The organism is Janthinobacterium sp. C22, from assembly GCF_057919405.1.
In genome coordinates this window covers 6,195,388-6,210,478 of record NZ_CP193659.1, presented here as the reverse complement: position 1 = coordinate 6,210,478, position 15,091 = coordinate 6,195,388, and the positions used below count along the sequence as shown (strand labels likewise).

Genomic DNA, 15,091 nt, shown 5'->3' with positions numbered 1-15,091 from the left:
TGTGAACCACGACTATTCAGGCAACACGCAACTCTGGAATGAAGACCTGGCGCCCACCACGGCGGCGCAGCGCACCTGGCGCTGGTATCACTTTGCCGCGCTGTGGGTGGGCATGGTGATGTGCATTCCCGCCTACACCCTGTCGGCCAGCCTGATCGACAGCGGCATGTCCGGCTACCAGGCCGTGCTCACGGTATTTCTCGCCAACGCCATCGTGCTCTTGCCGATGCTGCTGATCGGCCATGCGGGCACCAAGTACGGCATCCCGTATGCCGTGCTGGCGCGCGCCTCGTTCGGCACCATGGGCGCGCGCCTGCCGGCCCTGATGCGCGCCATCGTCGCCTGCGGCTGGTACGGCATCCAGACCTGGTTCGGCGGACAGATGATCTACACGCTGATGGGCGTGCTGGTGGGGCATGAACTGGGCGGCGAAAAGATCGCGGGCCTGGGCATCAACGGCAGCCAGCTGCTGTGCTTCCTGGCCTTCTGGGCCATCCAGTTCTATTACATCCTGCATGGCATGGAATCGATCCGCAAACTGGAAACCTATACGGCGCCGCTGAAAATCCTGATTTGCTTCGTGCTGCTGTACTGGGTGCACAGCAAGGCCGGCGGCGTGGCCAGCCTGCTGGACCAGCCATCGCAATTCATCGCCGGCGGTAAAAAGGCTGGCCAGTTCTGGAGCGTCTTCTGGCCATCGTTGACGGCCATGGTGGGTTTCTGGGCCACCCTGGCCTTGAACATCCCCGACTTCACGCGCTTCGCCAAGACGCAGCGCGACCAGATCGTGGGGCAGTCGGTCGGCTTGCCCGTGCCCATGGGTTTGCTGGCCATGCTGGCCGTGATCGTTACCGCCGGTTCGGTCGTCATGTACGGCAAGGCCATCTGGGACCCCGTCGATCTGGCCAGCCGCATGACGGGCGCCGCCGTGCTGATCGCCCTGATCATCCTCCTGATCGACACGGTCAGCGTCAACCTCGCGGCCAACCTGGTGGGGCCGGCGTATGACTTTTCCTCGCTGGCGCCGAAGCAGATTTCGTACAAGATGGGCGGCTACATCACGGCCTTCATCGCCATCGTCATGATGCCGTGGAAGGTGCTCGAATCGACACAGGGCTATATCTTCACTTGGCTGATCGGCTACTCGGCCTTGCTGGGCCCCATCGCCGGCATCCTCATCGTCGACTATTATTTTGTGCGCAAGACGCAGCTCGACGTCAGGCAGTTGTACCGCGACGACGGCGTCTACTCGTATGGCAATGGCTGGAACATGGCGGCGCTGATCGCCTTCATTATCGCCGTGCTGCCGAATATCCCGGGCTTTCTGAACGCGGCCTTTCCCACGGCGTTTCCCGGCGTGGGCGAAGGCTTCAAAACCATCTATACCTACGCCTGGTTCGTGGGCGTGGCCATCGCCGCCGTCGTCTACGGCGTCATGATGAAGGGCAAGGTAGCTGCGCGCGTGCAGCAGGCGACGCAGTCCTGATCTTTTCGAGAAGGAGACAAGATGACTACACTGATACGTGGCGGTACCGTCGTCAACGCCGACCGCGCGTTTCGCGCCGATGTGCTGATCGAGGGCGACACCATCGCCGCCGTCGGCGAGAACCTGGCGCTGCCGGCCGGCGCCACGGTGATCGACGCGGGCGGCCTGTACGTGATGCCGGGCGGGATAGACACCCATACGCACATGAATTTGCCCTTCATGGGCACGGTGACGTCCGACGATTTTTTCACGGGCACGGCGGCGGGCCTGGCGGGCGGCACCACCACTATCATGGACTTCGTCATTCCCGCGCCGAAGCAGTCGCTGATCGAGGCATATCACCAGTGGCGCGAGTGGTCGGCCAAGGCGGCCGGCGACTATACCTTCCACGTGGCGATCACCTGGTGGAGCGAGCAGGTACATGAAGAGATGGGCACTCTCGTGCGCGAGCATGGCGTGAACAGCTTCAAGCATTTCATGGCCTATAAAAACGCCATCATGGCCGACGATGAAACGCTGGTGAAAAGCTTTACCCGCTCCTTGGAACTGGGGGCGCTGCCCACCGTGCACGCGGAGAATGGCGAGCTGGTTTTCCAATTGCAGCAAGCCTTGCTCAAAAAAGGCATCACGGGGCCGCAGGCGCATCCGCTGTCGCGCCCACCGGCCGTGGAAGCGGAGGCGGCCAACCGCGCCATCGCCATTGCCAACGTCCTCAATACTCCCGTGTACATCGTGCACGTCTCGTGCGCGGAGTCGCTCGACGCGATCACGCGGGCGCGCGCCAACGGCCAGCGCGTGTATGGTGAAGCGCTGGCGGGCCACCTGGTGATCGACGACAGCGTCTACCAGAGCGATGATTTCGACTACGTGGCGGGCCACGTCATGAGCCCGCCGTTCCGCGGCAAGCACCATCAATCGGCATTGTGGCACGGCCTGCAAAGCGGCAACCTGCACACGACGGCCACCGATCACTGCACCTTCTGCGCCGAGCAGAAGGCGGCCGGCAAGAATGACTTTACGCGCATCCCGAACGGCTGCGGCGGCGTCGAGGAACGCATGGCCGTCGTGTGGGATGCTGGCGTCAATTCGGGCATGCTCACCCCGTCCGAATTCGTCAAGGTGTCATCGACCAATGCGGCGCAGATCTTCAATATGTATCCACGCAAGGGCGTCATCGCCGCAGGCAGCGATGCCGATATCGTGCTGTGGGACCCGCAAGGCACGCGCACCATTTCCGCCGCCACCCAGTTCGCCAAGGGAGGCTTCAATGTCTTCGAAGGGCGCACCGTGCGCGGCATCCCCCGCACCACGATTGCCGCCGGCAAGGTGGTGTTCCAGCAGGGCGAACTGATGGCCGTCGAAGGAGCGGGGCGCTATATCGAACGCCCCGCGTTTGCCGCCACCACCGCATAAGGAGTTGACGATGGATGCATTGCGTATCAATGGCGAGCGCCTGTGGGCGGCCCTGATGGAACTGGCGCGGATCGGCGCCACGCCCAAGGGCGGCGTCAAGCGCCTGGCCCTGACGGACCTCGACAAAGAAGGCCGCGACCTGGTCGTGCGCTGGGGCCGCGAGGCGGGCATGAGCATCACGATCGACCAGATCGGCAATGTCTTCATGCGCCGCGACGGCATGGACAATACCTTGCCGCCCGTGATGACGGGCAGCCATATCGACACCCAGCCCACGGGCGGAAAGTTCGACGGCAATTACGGCGTGCTGGCGGGCCTGGAAGTGGTGCGCACCCTGAACGATCTGAAGATCAAGACGCAGGCACCGATCGAAGTGGCCTTCTGGACCAACGAGGAAGGCTCGCGCTTCGTGCCCGTGATGATGGGCTCGGGCGTGTTTTGCGGCGCCTTTTCGCTCGAAACAGCGTATGCGGCCAAGGACACGGAAGGCAAGACCGTGGGCGAGGAGCTGGCGCGCATCGGATACAAAGGTGAGCAGGTGCCGGGCGACCATCCGATCGGCGCCTATTTTGAGACGCATATCGAACAGGGCCCCGTGCTGGAAGACGCGGACAAGGTTATCGGCGTGGTGCCGGCCGTGATGGGGCTGTCCTGGTACGACTGCGTGGTGACGGGCATGGAAGCGCATGCGGGTCCCACGCCCATGGGCTTGCGCAAGGATGCGCTGCAGGTGGCCACCACCATCATGCAGGAAGTCGTTGCCATCGCCAACCGCTACCCGCCGTACGGGCGCGGCACGGTGGGCATGGTGCAGGTCTTTCCGAACAGCCGCAACGTGATCCCCGGCGAGGTCAAGTTCAGCATCGACCTGCGCAACGTGAACGACGAGCTGCTCAACACCATGCATGGCGAGATCACGGCCTTCATCGATGCCACGCGCGAAAAAACAGGCTTGGGCATTTCACTGGAAAGGGTGTCCTACTACCCGCCATGTCCGTTCCACCCCGACTGCGTGGGCGCCGTGCGCAACGCCACGGCCAAACTCGGCTACTCCGTGATGGACGTGGTGTCCGGCGCCGGCCACGACGCCATCTACGCGGCCCGGCTGGCGCCGGCCGGCATGATCTTCGTGCCGTGCAAGGACGGCATCAGCCACAATGAAATCGAAGACGCCAGGCCCGAGCACCTGGAAGCGGGCTGCAACGTGCTGCTGCATGCGATGCTGGAGCGGGCCGTGGCCGTGTAGCCACGACCGCTATCCCTGCGGCTTGGGCTGGAAGTGGCGCAAAAACGCCAGCAGCGCGCGCGCCGCGATGTCGGCGTCGTCGGCCGTCATGGTTTCCAGCGGGTTGTGGCTGATGCCGCCATTGCCGCAGCGGGTAAACAGCATGGCCACGTCGGTGATGGCGGCCATGGCCATGGCGTCGTGGCCGGCGCCCGACAGCAGCGCGTACGGTGCGATGCCGACGGATTCCACGGCTTGCGCCAGCTGTGCCATCAGCCATGGCGCGCATGGCGCCGCGCGCGCCGACAACAGCAGTTCCAGCTGGTAGTCGATCTGGCGCCGCGCGCAGATGGCGGCGATGCCATCCAAAATATCGTCGACGGCAGCCTGGCGCACGCTATCGCTGGCCGCGCGGATATCGAGCGACAGGGTGCAGGCGCCGGCGATCACGTTGACGGAGCCGTTGGGCACCTGCAGCTGGCCCACGGTGCCCACCAGCGCTTCGCCGTGGCTGCAGCGCTGTTCCACCAGCAGGATGATTTCGGCGGCCGCGCTGGCCGCGTCCTTGCGCATGGTCATGGGCGTGGTGCCCGCGTGGCTGGCCACGCCGCCCAGGCTGACCAGGTAGCGCGAGCTGCCGGCGATCGCCGTGACGATCCCCAGCGGCAGGTCGCGCTCGAGCAGCACGGGTCCCTGCTCGATGTGCACCTCCACATAGCCGAGCAGGCTGGCCGGATCGCGCGCGATGGCGCCGATGGCGCTCGCCTCGTGGCCGGCGGCGGCCAGCGCGTCGCGCATGCTCACGCCGTCCGCATCCAACTGCTCCAGCAGCGACACGTCGAACTTGCCCGTGACGGCCGTGCTGCCCAAAAACGTGCTCTTGAAGCGCACGCCTTCCTCTTCGGCGAAGCCGACGACCTCGAAATGAAACGGCAGCTTTTCGCCCCGTTCGTGCAGATGGCGCACGACGGCGATCGGCAGCACGATGCCCAGCCGGCCGTCGTACTTGCCGCCGTTGCGCACCGTGTCGTAGTGCGATCCCGTCATCAGGGTCTTCGCGCCGGGCGCGTCGGACAGATAGCGCCCGACGACATTGCCGACGGCGTCGATGTGCACCTGCATGCCCGCGTCCCGCATCCAGTCGGCCAGCTGCGCGGCCGTCTTGCGGTGCGCCGGCGTCAGGTAGGCGCAGGTCAGGTTGTAATCGCTGTCGCTCCAGCCGGCCAGGGTTTCCGCCTGCTGCATGATGGCGGGGCCGAAGTCCAGGCGCACGTCGAACAGGTCGTTCAGGCGCAGCTCGGCGATGCGCTTGATCTGCCGCAGCGATTCGGCCAGTTCATCGGCGCGCCGGTTCTTCAGGCGGCGCGCAAACGTGGCGATGATGTCCTGGCGCGTCAAGCCTTGGCCCGTCGGGCCCTTGACGGCCAGGATGAAGGGAAAGCCGAACTTGGCGTTGTATTCGCTGTTGAGCCGCTGCAGGGTGGCGAATTCCTCAGGGCTGCACAGGTTCAGGCCGGACTTGGCCTGTTCGCGCGTCGATTCCGCCGTCAGCTGCCCGGCGATGGCGGCCTTGCCGGCCAGTTCCGGGTGGGCGCGTATCAGTCCCAGTTGTTCTTCTGGCGAGGCTTGCGCCAGCACGCGCTGCAGCTCCGTCTTGAGTGCCGTCAGGCTGGCAAACGGCCGGGCGGCGGCCGCGCGCTGGGCGATCCAGGGCGAGTGTTCGTAGATGCCGTGCAGGTGGGCGATAAAATCGGCCTGGCTGCCGGCGTTCAGGTCTGAAAGGGTGGTCATGGTTTTCCGATCATGCAAGCGGTGATGATAGCGCCCCGTTCCTGCCTCCATTATATGCGCGTGCTGATAGCGGCTATCGCTGCACCAGCGCCTTGGCGGCCGCGCTGACCTGGTCGCGCAGCCATTTGTGTTCGGGCGCCTGGTGCACGCGCTGGTGCCACAGCTGGTAAAAGCGCATGGGCGGGAATTTCAAAGGCACGGTATATGTTTTCAGCGGCAGGGTCTTTTCATAGAAGCGCATGAATTGCCGGCCCGTGGTGAGCACCAGGTCCGTCTGCGTCAGCATGTAGGGGATCAGGCCGAAATACGCCGACTCCACCACCACGTTGCGCTGCAGGTTTTGCCGTTCGAGGAAGGAATCGATCACGCCGTGGTAGCCGGGCATCATCTGCGACGGCGCCACGTGGGGCAGGCTCAGATAATCGTCGAGCGTCATGGCGTCGCTGGCGGTGCGGCGCGCATAGGCGTTTTCCGCATGCATGGCGCAGATGATGGGGTCTTCGAACAGCTTCGAGATGTGCAGGTGGGCGGGCGGCTCGTCCCAGTTGGCGATCACCAGGTCCAGGCCACCGTCGGAGAGCTGGCGGATATGGTCGATGCCCGGCCCCAGGCTATGCAGCACGACGCGGCTTTTCGGCGAGCCGCGGCGCAGCAGGGCCACCACGTTGGGCAGGAACTGGCTGTCCAGGTAGTCGGGCGCGGCGATATGGAAGGTGCGCGCCTCTTCCTGCGCCACGAACGGCGTCTTCTTGACGAACAGGCTTTCCGTCTGGTCGAGGATGCGCTTGGCCGGATTGAGCAGGCTTTCGCCATGCTGGGTCGGCACCATGCCGCGCGCGCCGCGCACGAGCAGCGGGTCGCCCGTCAGTTCGCGCAGCTTGCGCAGGGAGGCGGAGATCGAGGGCTGCGGCTGATTGAGCTTGAGCGCCACGCGCGAGACATTCTTTTCCAGCAGCAGCAGGTAGAGGATGCGGATCAGGTGCAGGTCGAGGTGTTGCGGCAGGCTGGACATGTGGCGGCGCCTCTGTTGTATATCGATTTGAATATGTCAAATATACGATATTTTTCATGTGATGGGCGGTAAATCCGTTTATCTTGTGTAGATTGGCACGAATATGGGTTCGGTCTGACTAGAGGAAATTTATGGAAGTATTTGCCTACCTGATTCCGTACGGCCTTGAGTGGCTGAACCTGATCGTCCGCTGGCTGCACGTCATCACGGGCATCGCCTGGATCGGTGCTTCCTTTTATTTCGTCTGGCTCGACAATTCCATACGTCCGCCCGCACCCGGCTCCGAGCTGGCGAAGAAGGGCGTGTCGGGAGAATTGTGGGCCGTGCATGGCGGCGGCTTCTACAACCCGCAAAAATACCTGGTGGCGCCGGCCGAACTGCCGAAGGAGCTGCACTGGTTCAAGTGGGAAGCGTATTCCACCTGGCTGTCCGGTTTTGCGCTGCTCACCATCGCGTATTACTTCAATGCGCAGGCCATGATGATCGACAAGACCGTGGCCGATATCTCCAGCGGCCAGGCCGTCGGCATCGGCATCGCCACCCTGGTCATCGGCTGGACCGTGTACGACCTGCTGTGCCGCTCGAAGCTGGCGCAATATGAACTGTGGTTCGGCGTGACGGTGTTCGCGCTGATCGTCAGCGCCGCGTACGTGCTCACGCATTTGCTCAGCGGGCGCGCCGCCTACATCCACGTGGGCGCCATGATCGGCACCATCATGGTGGCCAATGTGCTGATGCTGATCATTCCCGGCCAGCGCAAGATGGTCGAGGCCATGGCTGCCGGCAAGCTGCCCGATCCCAAACATGGCATGAAGGCCAAGCAGCGCAGCGTGCATAACAATTATTTTACGTTACCCGTGCTGTTCATCATGATCAGCAACCACTACGCGATGACTTACCGCAACGACCACGCGTGGCTGGTGCTGGCGCTGATCATGGCGGCCGGCGTCTTCATCCGCCACTTCTTCAACCTGCGACACAAGGGCCGCGTCGAGTGGCGCTATCCTGCCCTCGGCGTGGCCCTGCTGGTGGGCGTGGCCGTGGCCATCGCGCCGAAGGCGCCCGTGGCCCTGGCGGCCGTGCCGGCGGTGGACCCGGCGGCGCAGTTCAAGAGCGTGCATGCCATCATCGCCCAGCGCTGCGCCACCTGCCATTCGGCGCAGCCCACGCAGCCGGGCTTCGCCACGGCGCCGGCCGGCATGATGCTGGATAATGAAACGGAGATTCGCCAGCACGCGGCGCAAATCTACAAGCAGGCCATCGAGCTCAAAGCCATGCCGATCGGGAACCTGACCAATATGACGGAGGCCGAGCGCAGCGAATTGGGCGCCTGGCTGCAACAGACCATGCAAGGAGCAAAATGACGACGCACGCGGAAAAAATCACGGCCTGGATCGACGAGCACTTCGACGAGGAGATCGCCTTTTTACAGCAGGTGGTGCGGCAGCCGACGGATACGCCGCCCGGCAATAACGCGCCGCATGCGGAGCTGGTGGCGCAGCTGCTGCAGGCGTATGGCTGGAACGCCGAAAAGCACGCCGTGCCTGCCGATCAGGTGGCAGCCTACGGCATGCATAGCATCACCAACCTGATCGTGCGCCGCCCGTATGCGGCAGGCGGGCCGACGGTGGCCCTGAATGCGCATGGCGACGTGGTGCCGCCCGGCGACAACTGGACGTATCCGCCATATGGCGGCCAGATCGACGGCGGCTATATCTACGGCCGCGCGACGGCCGTGTCGAAAGGCGATTTCGCCACCTATGTGTTTGCCGCGCGCGCGCTCGAAGCGCTGGGCATTCCATTGAAGGGGCAGCTGGAACTGCATTTTACCTACGACGAAGAATTCGGCGGCTTGCTGGGGCCGGGCTGGCTGCTGGAACAGCAATTGACGAAGCCCGATTTCGTCATCGCGGCCGGTTTCAGCTACGGCATCGTCACGGCGCACAACGCCTGCCTGCAGCTGGAAATCACCGTGCACGGCAAGTCGGGCCACGGCTCCATGCCGGAAACGGGCCACGATGCGCTGCAGGCGGCCAACAAGATCCTCAACGCCATCTATGGCCAGCTGCCGGAGCTGAAAAAGATCAAATCGAAAGTGGCGGGCATCGACTCGCCCACCATGCTGGTGGGCCGCATCGACGGCGGCACGAACACGAATGTGGTGCCGGGCAAGGTCGTCATGAAGATGGACCGCCGCATGATTCCGGAGGAAGATCCGGTGGTGGTGGAAGCGCAGGTGCGCGCCCTGATCGAGGACGCCGTGCGGGGCGAGCCCGGCATCCGCATCGAGATCCGCCGCCTGCTGCTGTCGCATGCGCTGCGGCCCTTGCCCGGTTCCGGGCAGCTGGTCGGCAGCCTGCAAAAGAATGCGCAAGCCATCCTTGGCGAAACGATTCCCGCCGTCGGCACCCCTCTGTATGCGGATGCGCGCCTGTATGGCGAGCGGGGCATCCCCGCCGTGCTGTATGGCGCCGGCCCGCGCACGGTGCCCGAATCGAATGCGAAGAAGGCCGACGAACGCCTGGCGCTCGATGATTTGCGCAAGGCCAGCAAGATCGTCGCCCTGACCCTGCTCGACTTCCTGGCCGCCTGACTGGACCGCGACCATGCCGCTGGCATCCGGTAAGATGCATGCCTGGGAAATCGGGGAGGCAGCATGGATTTGACTGGCAAGAAGACGATAAGGGAACTGGCGGCTGACCTGGCCGCCGGCCGCATCACCAGCGTGGCACTGACGGAGCAGATGCTGGCGCGCGCGGAGGCGCACCGGGCGCAGGGCGGCCATGCCTATGTCAGCCTTGATGGCGAGCAGGCGCTGATGGAAGCCCGCGCCAGCGACGCGGCGCGCGCCGCCGGCATCATTGCCTCGCCCCTGGCCGGCGTGCCCATTTCGATCAAGGACCTGTTCGACGTCAAGGGACAGGTCAGCAGCGCCGCCTCGCTGGCGCTGGCCGGCGCGCCGCCCGCCGTGGCCGATGCGCTTGCCGTGGCGCGCCTGCGCGCGGCCGGCGCCGTCCTGCTGGGGCGCACCAACATGAGCGAATTCGCGTTTTCCGGCCTGGGCTTGAATCCCCACTATGGCACGCCGCGCAATCCGCACGACGGCGCGCGCGTGGCGGGCGGCTCGACATCGGGCGGCGCCTTGACGGTGGCGCTGGACATGGCGGCCGGCGCGCTGGGCACGGATACGGGCGGCTCGATCCGCATTCCCTCCGCCTTTTGCGGCCTGACGGGCTTCAAGCCGACGGCCGCTTCCGTGTCGCTGGCCGGCACCGTGCCCCTGTCGCGCTCCCTCGATTCGGCCGGCCCCATCGCGCACAGCGTCGATTGCTGCGCCATTTTGTACGCAGCGCTGTCGGGCCAAGACATCCGCGCGCAGGCGCCGGCACTGAAAGGCTTGCGCTTCGGCTTTACCCTTGACTATGTCGGTACGCACGTGGCGCCGCAGGTGCAGCGGGCGTTCGATGCCGCGCTGGACAAACTGCGGCAAGCCGGCGCCCTGGTGGAACGGTTCGATTTTCCCGAATTGCTGGAACTGCCAACGATCAATGGCGGCGGTGGCCTGGTGGCGGCGGAAGCCTGGCACTGGCACAGGGCGTTACTGGAAGAGAAGGGCGCGCAGTACGACCAGCGCGTGGCGGCGCGCATCCGCCGCGGCCAGCAGCAGGGCGCGTTTGACTACATCGACTTGCTCGACGCGCGTGCGCGCCTGATCGCCGTCGCCGGGCAGCGTCTGGCGCCGTTCGACGCCTGGCTGATGCCCAGCGTGGCTATCCTGGCGCCGCAGCTCGCGCCGCTGGAAGCGGACGACGCCACTTTTTTGCCACGAACGGCCTGGTGCTGCGCAATGCCAGCGTGATCAACTTCCTCGACGGCTGCGCGCTGTCGCTGCCTTGCCATGCCGACGGCGAGCTGCCCGTGGGCCTGGGCATCTGCGGCCTGGCCGGCGCCGACGATACGGTGCTGCAAATCGGCCGCGCCGTGGAGGCGCTGCTACGGAGGAGTGCAAATGAATAGTGCTGTAGTGCAGGAAGATGCCAATTCTGTCATGATGGCTGGCATTGACATGGGATAGTCGCGCTTCCCCGCGCCGGCAAACTTCACACTGTGCACCGATACGACCTGATTAGCTGTCATGACTGCGGCGTGCTGTACCGCAAACGTCCGCTGCGTCCCCGCGAAAAGGCGCGCTGCATCCGTTGCCGCTCGGTGCTGTACCGGGGCGCCCACGCGCGCGGCGCATCGGCCGAATTGAGCAAGGTGGTGGCGCTCACCCTGGGCGCCGCCTTTGTCTTCCTGATCGCCCAGTTTTTTCCCATCGTCGAACTCGACGTCAATGGCCTCACTTCCAGCGCCACCTTGCTCGGCTCCATCCGCGTGCTGTGGTCCGAGCAGATGCACATCGTGGCCACGATGGTCTTCCTGTTTACCATCCTCTTTCCCGCCATCGAACTCGGTTCGCTGCTGTATGTGGCACTGGGCTTGCGCGGCGGCGTCAAGGTGCCGGGCTTTAACCGGGTGCTGCGCGCCGTGCAGACGGCGCGCGAGTGGGGCATGACGGAGGTGCTGATGATCGGCATCCTGATCACCGTCGTCAAGATGACCAGCCTGGCCACGGTGCTGCCGCAACCTGGCCTGTTCGCATTTGGCGCGCTCACCGTGCTGCTGGCCATCGTCGTCTCGTTCGACCCGAAGGCCCTGTGGAACCTGGGCGACGACCTGACCCGGCAAGCGCTGCCCGGCATCCGTTACAAGGCCTTCGCGCCCGGTGAAAAGGTGGTGCCCTGCCATGCCTGCGGCCTGGTGGCGCCGCCCTTGGGCAAGGGCAGGCATCTGGCGTGCGTGCGCTGCGGCACGGCCCTGCACGTGCGCAAACCGGACAGCATCAACCGCACCTGGGCCTTGCTGATCGCCGCCATGATCCTCTACATTCCCGCCAACCTGCTGCCCGTGATGGTCACGCAATCGCTGTTCGGCGCGCAGGACGACACCATCATGAGCGGCGTGGTGCTGTTCTGGACCAGCGGCTCGAAGGGCCTGGCCATCATCATTTTCATCGCCAGCGTGGTCGTGCCGATGCTCAAGCTGGGCGTGCTGGCGCTGCTGGCGTTCACGGCGCAGCGGCGTTCGCGCTGGCGGCCGCGCCAGCGCACCATCTTGTACCGCATGGTCGAATTCATCGGCCGCTGGTCCATGCTCGACATCTTTGTCGTCACCCTGACGGTGGCGCTGGTGCGCTTCAAGTCGCTGGCCGTGATCACGGCCGGTCCCGGCGCGCTGGCCTTTGGCGCCGTGGTGGTGCTGACCATGCTGGCGGCGATGCAGTTCGACCCGCGCCTGATCTGGGATCCCGTCGACGGGCAGGTGCCTGGCGAGGAAGAACCCGTGGTGGTGGCAAATACCGGAAACAATACAGTGATTGGAGAACAGCATGTCTGACAAAGAAGCGGGCGGTCTTGCCGAAAAGGGCGGCCAGGGCGTCCCCCGTTGCCGGAACCCGATGTGGAACAGGGCAGCCGCTGGCTGCCGTCGCTGGTGTGGCTCATTCCGCTGCTGGCCGCGCTGATCGGCGCCGGCCTGGCCGCCAAGTCCATCCTCGACCAGGGACCCACGGTGACGGTCAGCTTCAAGAGCGCCGAAGGCCTGGAGCCGGGCAAGACCAAGGTCAAGTACAAGGATGTCGACATCGGCCAGGTGCGCGCCATCACCCTGGGCGACGACTTGAGCAAGGTCCTCGTGACGATCGACATGAGCAAGGAAGCGCGCCGCTTCGCCACCGCCGATTCGCGCTTCTGGGTGGTGCGGCCGCAGATCGGCGCCAGCGGCGTGACGGGCCTGGGCACCTTGCTGTCGGGCGCCTACATCGGCGTCGACACGGGCAAGTCGGAACAGAAGAAGGAGAACTTCATCGGCATGGAGAGTCCGCCCGCCGTGGCAGGGGACCAGAAGGGCAAGCTGTACACGCTGCATGCGGACAGCCTCGGCTCCGTCGACGTGGGCTCGCCCCTGTTCTTCCACCGCCTGAGGGTGGGCAAGGTGGTCAGCTTCGCGCTGGACAAGGATGGCAACGGCATCACCATGTCGGTCTTCGTGAATGCGCCGTACGACCAGTTCGTCGGCAAGGATGCGCGCTGGTGGCATGCCAGCGGCGTCGACGTGCGCCTCGATTCCAACGGCTTCAAATTGAATACGCAATCGCTGGCCGCCATGCTGGTGGGCGGCATCGCCTTCGAGGCGGAAAACGGCCGCAAGCCCGTCGAACCGGCGCCGGCCGGCACCAATTACCGCCTGGCGGCCGACGAGGCGAGCGCCATGCGCGAGCCCGATGGCGAGGCCATCACCACCGTATTCTATTTCGACCAGTCCCTGCGCGGCTTGCAGCCCGGCGCCACGGTGGATTTCCGCGGCATCGTGCTGGGCGAGGTGCGCTCGGTCGGCATCGAGTTCGACCCCGTGAAGAAGAACTTCCGCATGCCCGTCACCGTCAATCTGTACCCGGCCCGCCTGGGCATGCGCTTCAAGGCGGCCGTCGACGATGAGGAAGGCTCGGCCGGCCACCAGCTGCTCGAACGCATGGTCAGCCGCGGCTTGCGCGCCCAGCTACGCACGGGCAACCTGCTGACCAGTCAGCTGTACATCGCGCTGGACTTCTTCCCGAAAGCGCCGAAAGTGGCGCTCGATTCGAACAGGTATCCGCTGGAAGTGCCGACCGTGCCGAACACCCTCGATGAATTGCAGACGCAGATCGCCAGCATCGCCCGCAAGCTCGATCAGGTACCGTATGCGGAGATCGGCAATAACCTCAACGCCACGATCAAGCAGGCCAATGTGCTGTTCAAGCAGCTCGATGGCCAGGTGGTGCCGGAAATGCGCGACACCCTGACGGCGGCGAAGCAGACCTTCGGCACGGCCGAACAGGTGCTGCAGAAGGATTCGCCGCTGCAGTCGGACGTGCGCCAGGCCTTGCAGCAGCTGACGCAAACCCTGCAATCGCTCAATGCCCTGTCGGATTACCTGGAACGCCATCCCGAGTCCCTGATCCGCGGTAAAAAAGGAGATGAAAAAATGATGAAGCCGATGTTTGCCGCGCTGCTGGCCGCCAGCCTGCTGGGCGCCTGCTCCACGCCCCAGCCCGAGCATTTCTATACGCTCAGCGGCGGCGCCGACGCGCAGCCGGCCAAGACCGTGAAATACTATGTCGAGGTGCTGGCCGTCAGCGTGCCGCAGCAGGTGAGCCGCAACCAGTTCGTCGTGACGGCGCCGTCGGGGCGCATCGAATTGCTGGAGCAGCAGCGCTGGGCGGGGCCGCTGGCCGGCGAGATCGGCCAGGCGCTGTCGACGGCCGTGACGAACGACCTGGGCGCCATCGACGTGTTCCGCACGCCGCATCCGGACAATCTGCCCGTGTACCGCATCAGCACCAACGTGCAGCGTTTCGAGTCCGTGATGGGCCAGTATGCGCTGATCGATGCCGTGTGGAGCGTGCGCCAGCTGGCCAGCGGCAAGGTGGTCACTTGCCGCACGATCGCCAATGAAAAGGTGGGCGCCGGCTATGATGAACTGGTGCTCGGTCACCGCCGCGCCGTGAACAGCATCGCCGCCGATGCGGCCAGCGTCGTGCGCGCTTTTGACAACGGCAGCGCCGCCTGCCCGGCCGCCTGAGCCGCTTTCCGCTACCCAGTCCCGGCGGCCGCTGGTAAAATGCGGCCATGGGAATGACCTTGTTCACGCGCCGCTTTGCCGCCTGGATCGCCTGTTTCGCGATCCTGCTGGCGGCGCTCGCGCCGTCGATTTCCCAGGCCGTCGCCAGCGCCAAGCAGGAGTCCGGCTCCGGCTGGGCGGAAATCTGCTCGGTGGCCGGCATCCGTTTTGTGCAGCTTGATCCAGCCGATGACGGCGCCGCCGATGGCAAATCCGGCGGCAAGGCCATGCAGATGGAGCATTGCGCCTTCTGTTCCACGCATGCGGCTTCCGTCGGCTTGCCGCCGGCCAGCCCCGTGCTGCCGCTGCTTGTGGCCAGCGGCACGGCCATCTTCCCGGCCCTGTACTACCAGTCCCCATCTCCGCTGTTCATCTGGTCCACCGCGCAGTCGCGCGCGCCGCCCGGTCTCATTTAAGTTTTTGCATTTTCAATGCTGGCGCTGTCCACCTTGCGGTGTGACGC

The 15,091-nt window shown here is 65.0% G+C and carries 10 protein-coding genes and 2 pseudogenes; 10 read left to right on the top strand and 2 right to left on the bottom strand.

Translation table 11 applies throughout. The annotated features are described in order from the left end of the window. Position 1 precedes the first annotated feature (1 nt). Genes ACRHIG_RS29125 through ACRHIG_RS29115 form a run of 3 tightly spaced genes read left to right on the top strand, consistent with a single transcriptional unit; the run spans position 2 to position 4,145 of the window. Positions 2-1,486 carry an NCS1 family nucleobase:cation symporter-1 gene (locus ACRHIG_RS29125; protein WP_489628764.1) on the top strand — a complete coding sequence of 495 codons (1,485 nt, stop codon included), beginning with the start codon at positions 2-4 and terminating at the stop codon, positions 1,484-1,486. A 21-nt stretch (positions 1,487-1,507) separates the two neighbouring features. Continuing rightward, on the top strand, positions 1,508-2,899 hold the full coding sequence (gene hydA, locus ACRHIG_RS29120; protein WP_489628763.1) for a dihydropyrimidinase: 1,392 nt from the start codon (positions 1,508-1,510) through the stop codon (positions 2,897-2,899). Positions 2,900-2,909: 10 nt separating this feature from the next. Next, on the top strand, positions 2,910-4,145 hold the full coding sequence (locus ACRHIG_RS29115) for a Zn-dependent hydrolase (protein ID WP_489628762.1): 1,236 nt from the start codon (positions 2,910-2,912) through the stop codon (positions 4,143-4,145). A 9-nt stretch (positions 4,146-4,154) separates the two neighbouring features. Here ACRHIG_RS29115 and ACRHIG_RS29110 read toward each other — a convergent pair whose 3' ends face one another. Continuing rightward, positions 4,155-5,915: an allantoate amidohydrolase gene (locus ACRHIG_RS29110; protein WP_489628761.1), complete on the bottom strand. Its 1,761-nt coding sequence runs from the start codon at positions 5,913-5,915 to the stop codon at positions 4,155-4,157. 73 nt (positions 5,916-5,988) lie between these two features. Beyond that, positions 5,989-6,927 (bottom strand): LysR substrate-binding domain-containing protein, encoded by a 939-nt coding sequence (locus ACRHIG_RS29105; RefSeq protein ID WP_489628760.1) that lies wholly within the window; start codon positions 6,925-6,927, stop codon positions 5,989-5,991. 131 nt (positions 6,928-7,058) lie between these two features. On the opposite strand from ACRHIG_RS29105, the gene ACRHIG_RS29100 reads away from it, so the two are divergent. The 7 genes and pseudogenes from ACRHIG_RS29100 (at position 7,059) to ACRHIG_RS29070 (ending at position 15,044) form a co-directional block, all read left to right on the top strand. Further along, positions 7,059-8,291: a urate hydroxylase PuuD gene (locus tag ACRHIG_RS29100; RefSeq protein ID WP_489628759.1), complete on the top strand. Its 1,233-nt coding sequence runs from the start codon at positions 7,059-7,061 to the stop codon at positions 8,289-8,291. Further along, positions 8,288-9,520: a M20/M25/M40 family metallo-hydrolase gene (locus tag ACRHIG_RS29095; protein WP_489628758.1), complete on the top strand. Its 1,233-nt coding sequence runs from the start codon at positions 8,288-8,290 to the stop codon at positions 9,518-9,520. The genes ACRHIG_RS29100 and ACRHIG_RS29095 overlap by 4 nt, the downstream gene beginning before the upstream one ends. 63 nt (positions 9,521-9,583) lie before the next feature. Next, positions 9,584-10,944 (top strand): annotated as a pseudogene (locus tag ACRHIG_RS29090) (amidase). A gap of 129 nt (positions 10,945-11,073) precedes the next feature. Next, positions 11,074-12,366 (top strand): paraquat-inducible protein A, encoded by a 1,293-nt coding sequence (locus ACRHIG_RS29085; protein WP_489628757.1) that lies wholly within the window; start codon positions 11,074-11,076, stop codon positions 12,364-12,366. A gap of 48 nt (positions 12,367-12,414) precedes the next feature. Then, positions 12,415-13,992: pseudogene (locus tag ACRHIG_RS29080) on the top strand (PqiB family protein); the annotation flags it as partial. Continuing rightward, entirely contained in the window at positions 13,993-14,589 is a 597-nt protein-coding gene (locus ACRHIG_RS29075) for a PqiC family protein (protein WP_489630891.1), read from the top strand. 47 nt (positions 14,590-14,636) lie between these two features. Then, a complete protein-coding gene (locus ACRHIG_RS29070) occupies positions 14,637-15,044 on the top strand; it encodes a DUF2946 domain-containing protein (RefSeq protein WP_489628756.1) in 408 nt (135 codons plus the stop codon). The last annotated feature ends 47 nt before the right edge of the window (positions 15,045-15,091 follow it).

Bases quoted from the DNA above. Each gene is read 5' to 3' on its own strand.
- ACRHIG_RS29075 (WP_489630891.1), top strand. From the start codon at position 13,993: ATGATGAAGCCGATGTTTGCCGCGCTGCTGGCCGCCAGCCTGCTGGGC.
- hydA (WP_489628763.1), top strand. From the start codon at position 1,508: ATGACTACACTGATACGTGGCGGTACCGTCGTCAACGCCGACCGCGCG.
- ACRHIG_RS29115 (WP_489628762.1), top strand. From the start codon at position 2,910: ATGGATGCATTGCGTATCAATGGCGAGCGCCTGTGGGCGGCCCTGATG.
- ACRHIG_RS29110 (WP_489628761.1), bottom strand. From the start codon at position 5,915: ATGACCACCCTTTCAGACCTGAACGCCGGCAGCCAGGCCGATTTTATC.
- ACRHIG_RS29095 (WP_489628758.1), top strand. From the start codon at position 8,288: ATGACGACGCACGCGGAAAAAATCACGGCCTGGATCGACGAGCACTTC.
- ACRHIG_RS29105 (WP_489628760.1), bottom strand. From the start codon at position 6,927: ATGTCCAGCCTGCCGCAACACCTCGACCTGCACCTGATCCGCATCCTC.
- ACRHIG_RS29100 (WP_489628759.1), top strand. From the start codon at position 7,059: ATGGAAGTATTTGCCTACCTGATTCCGTACGGCCTTGAGTGGCTGAAC.
- ACRHIG_RS29070 (WP_489628756.1), top strand. From the start codon at position 14,637: ATGGGAATGACCTTGTTCACGCGCCGCTTTGCCGCCTGGATCGCCTGT.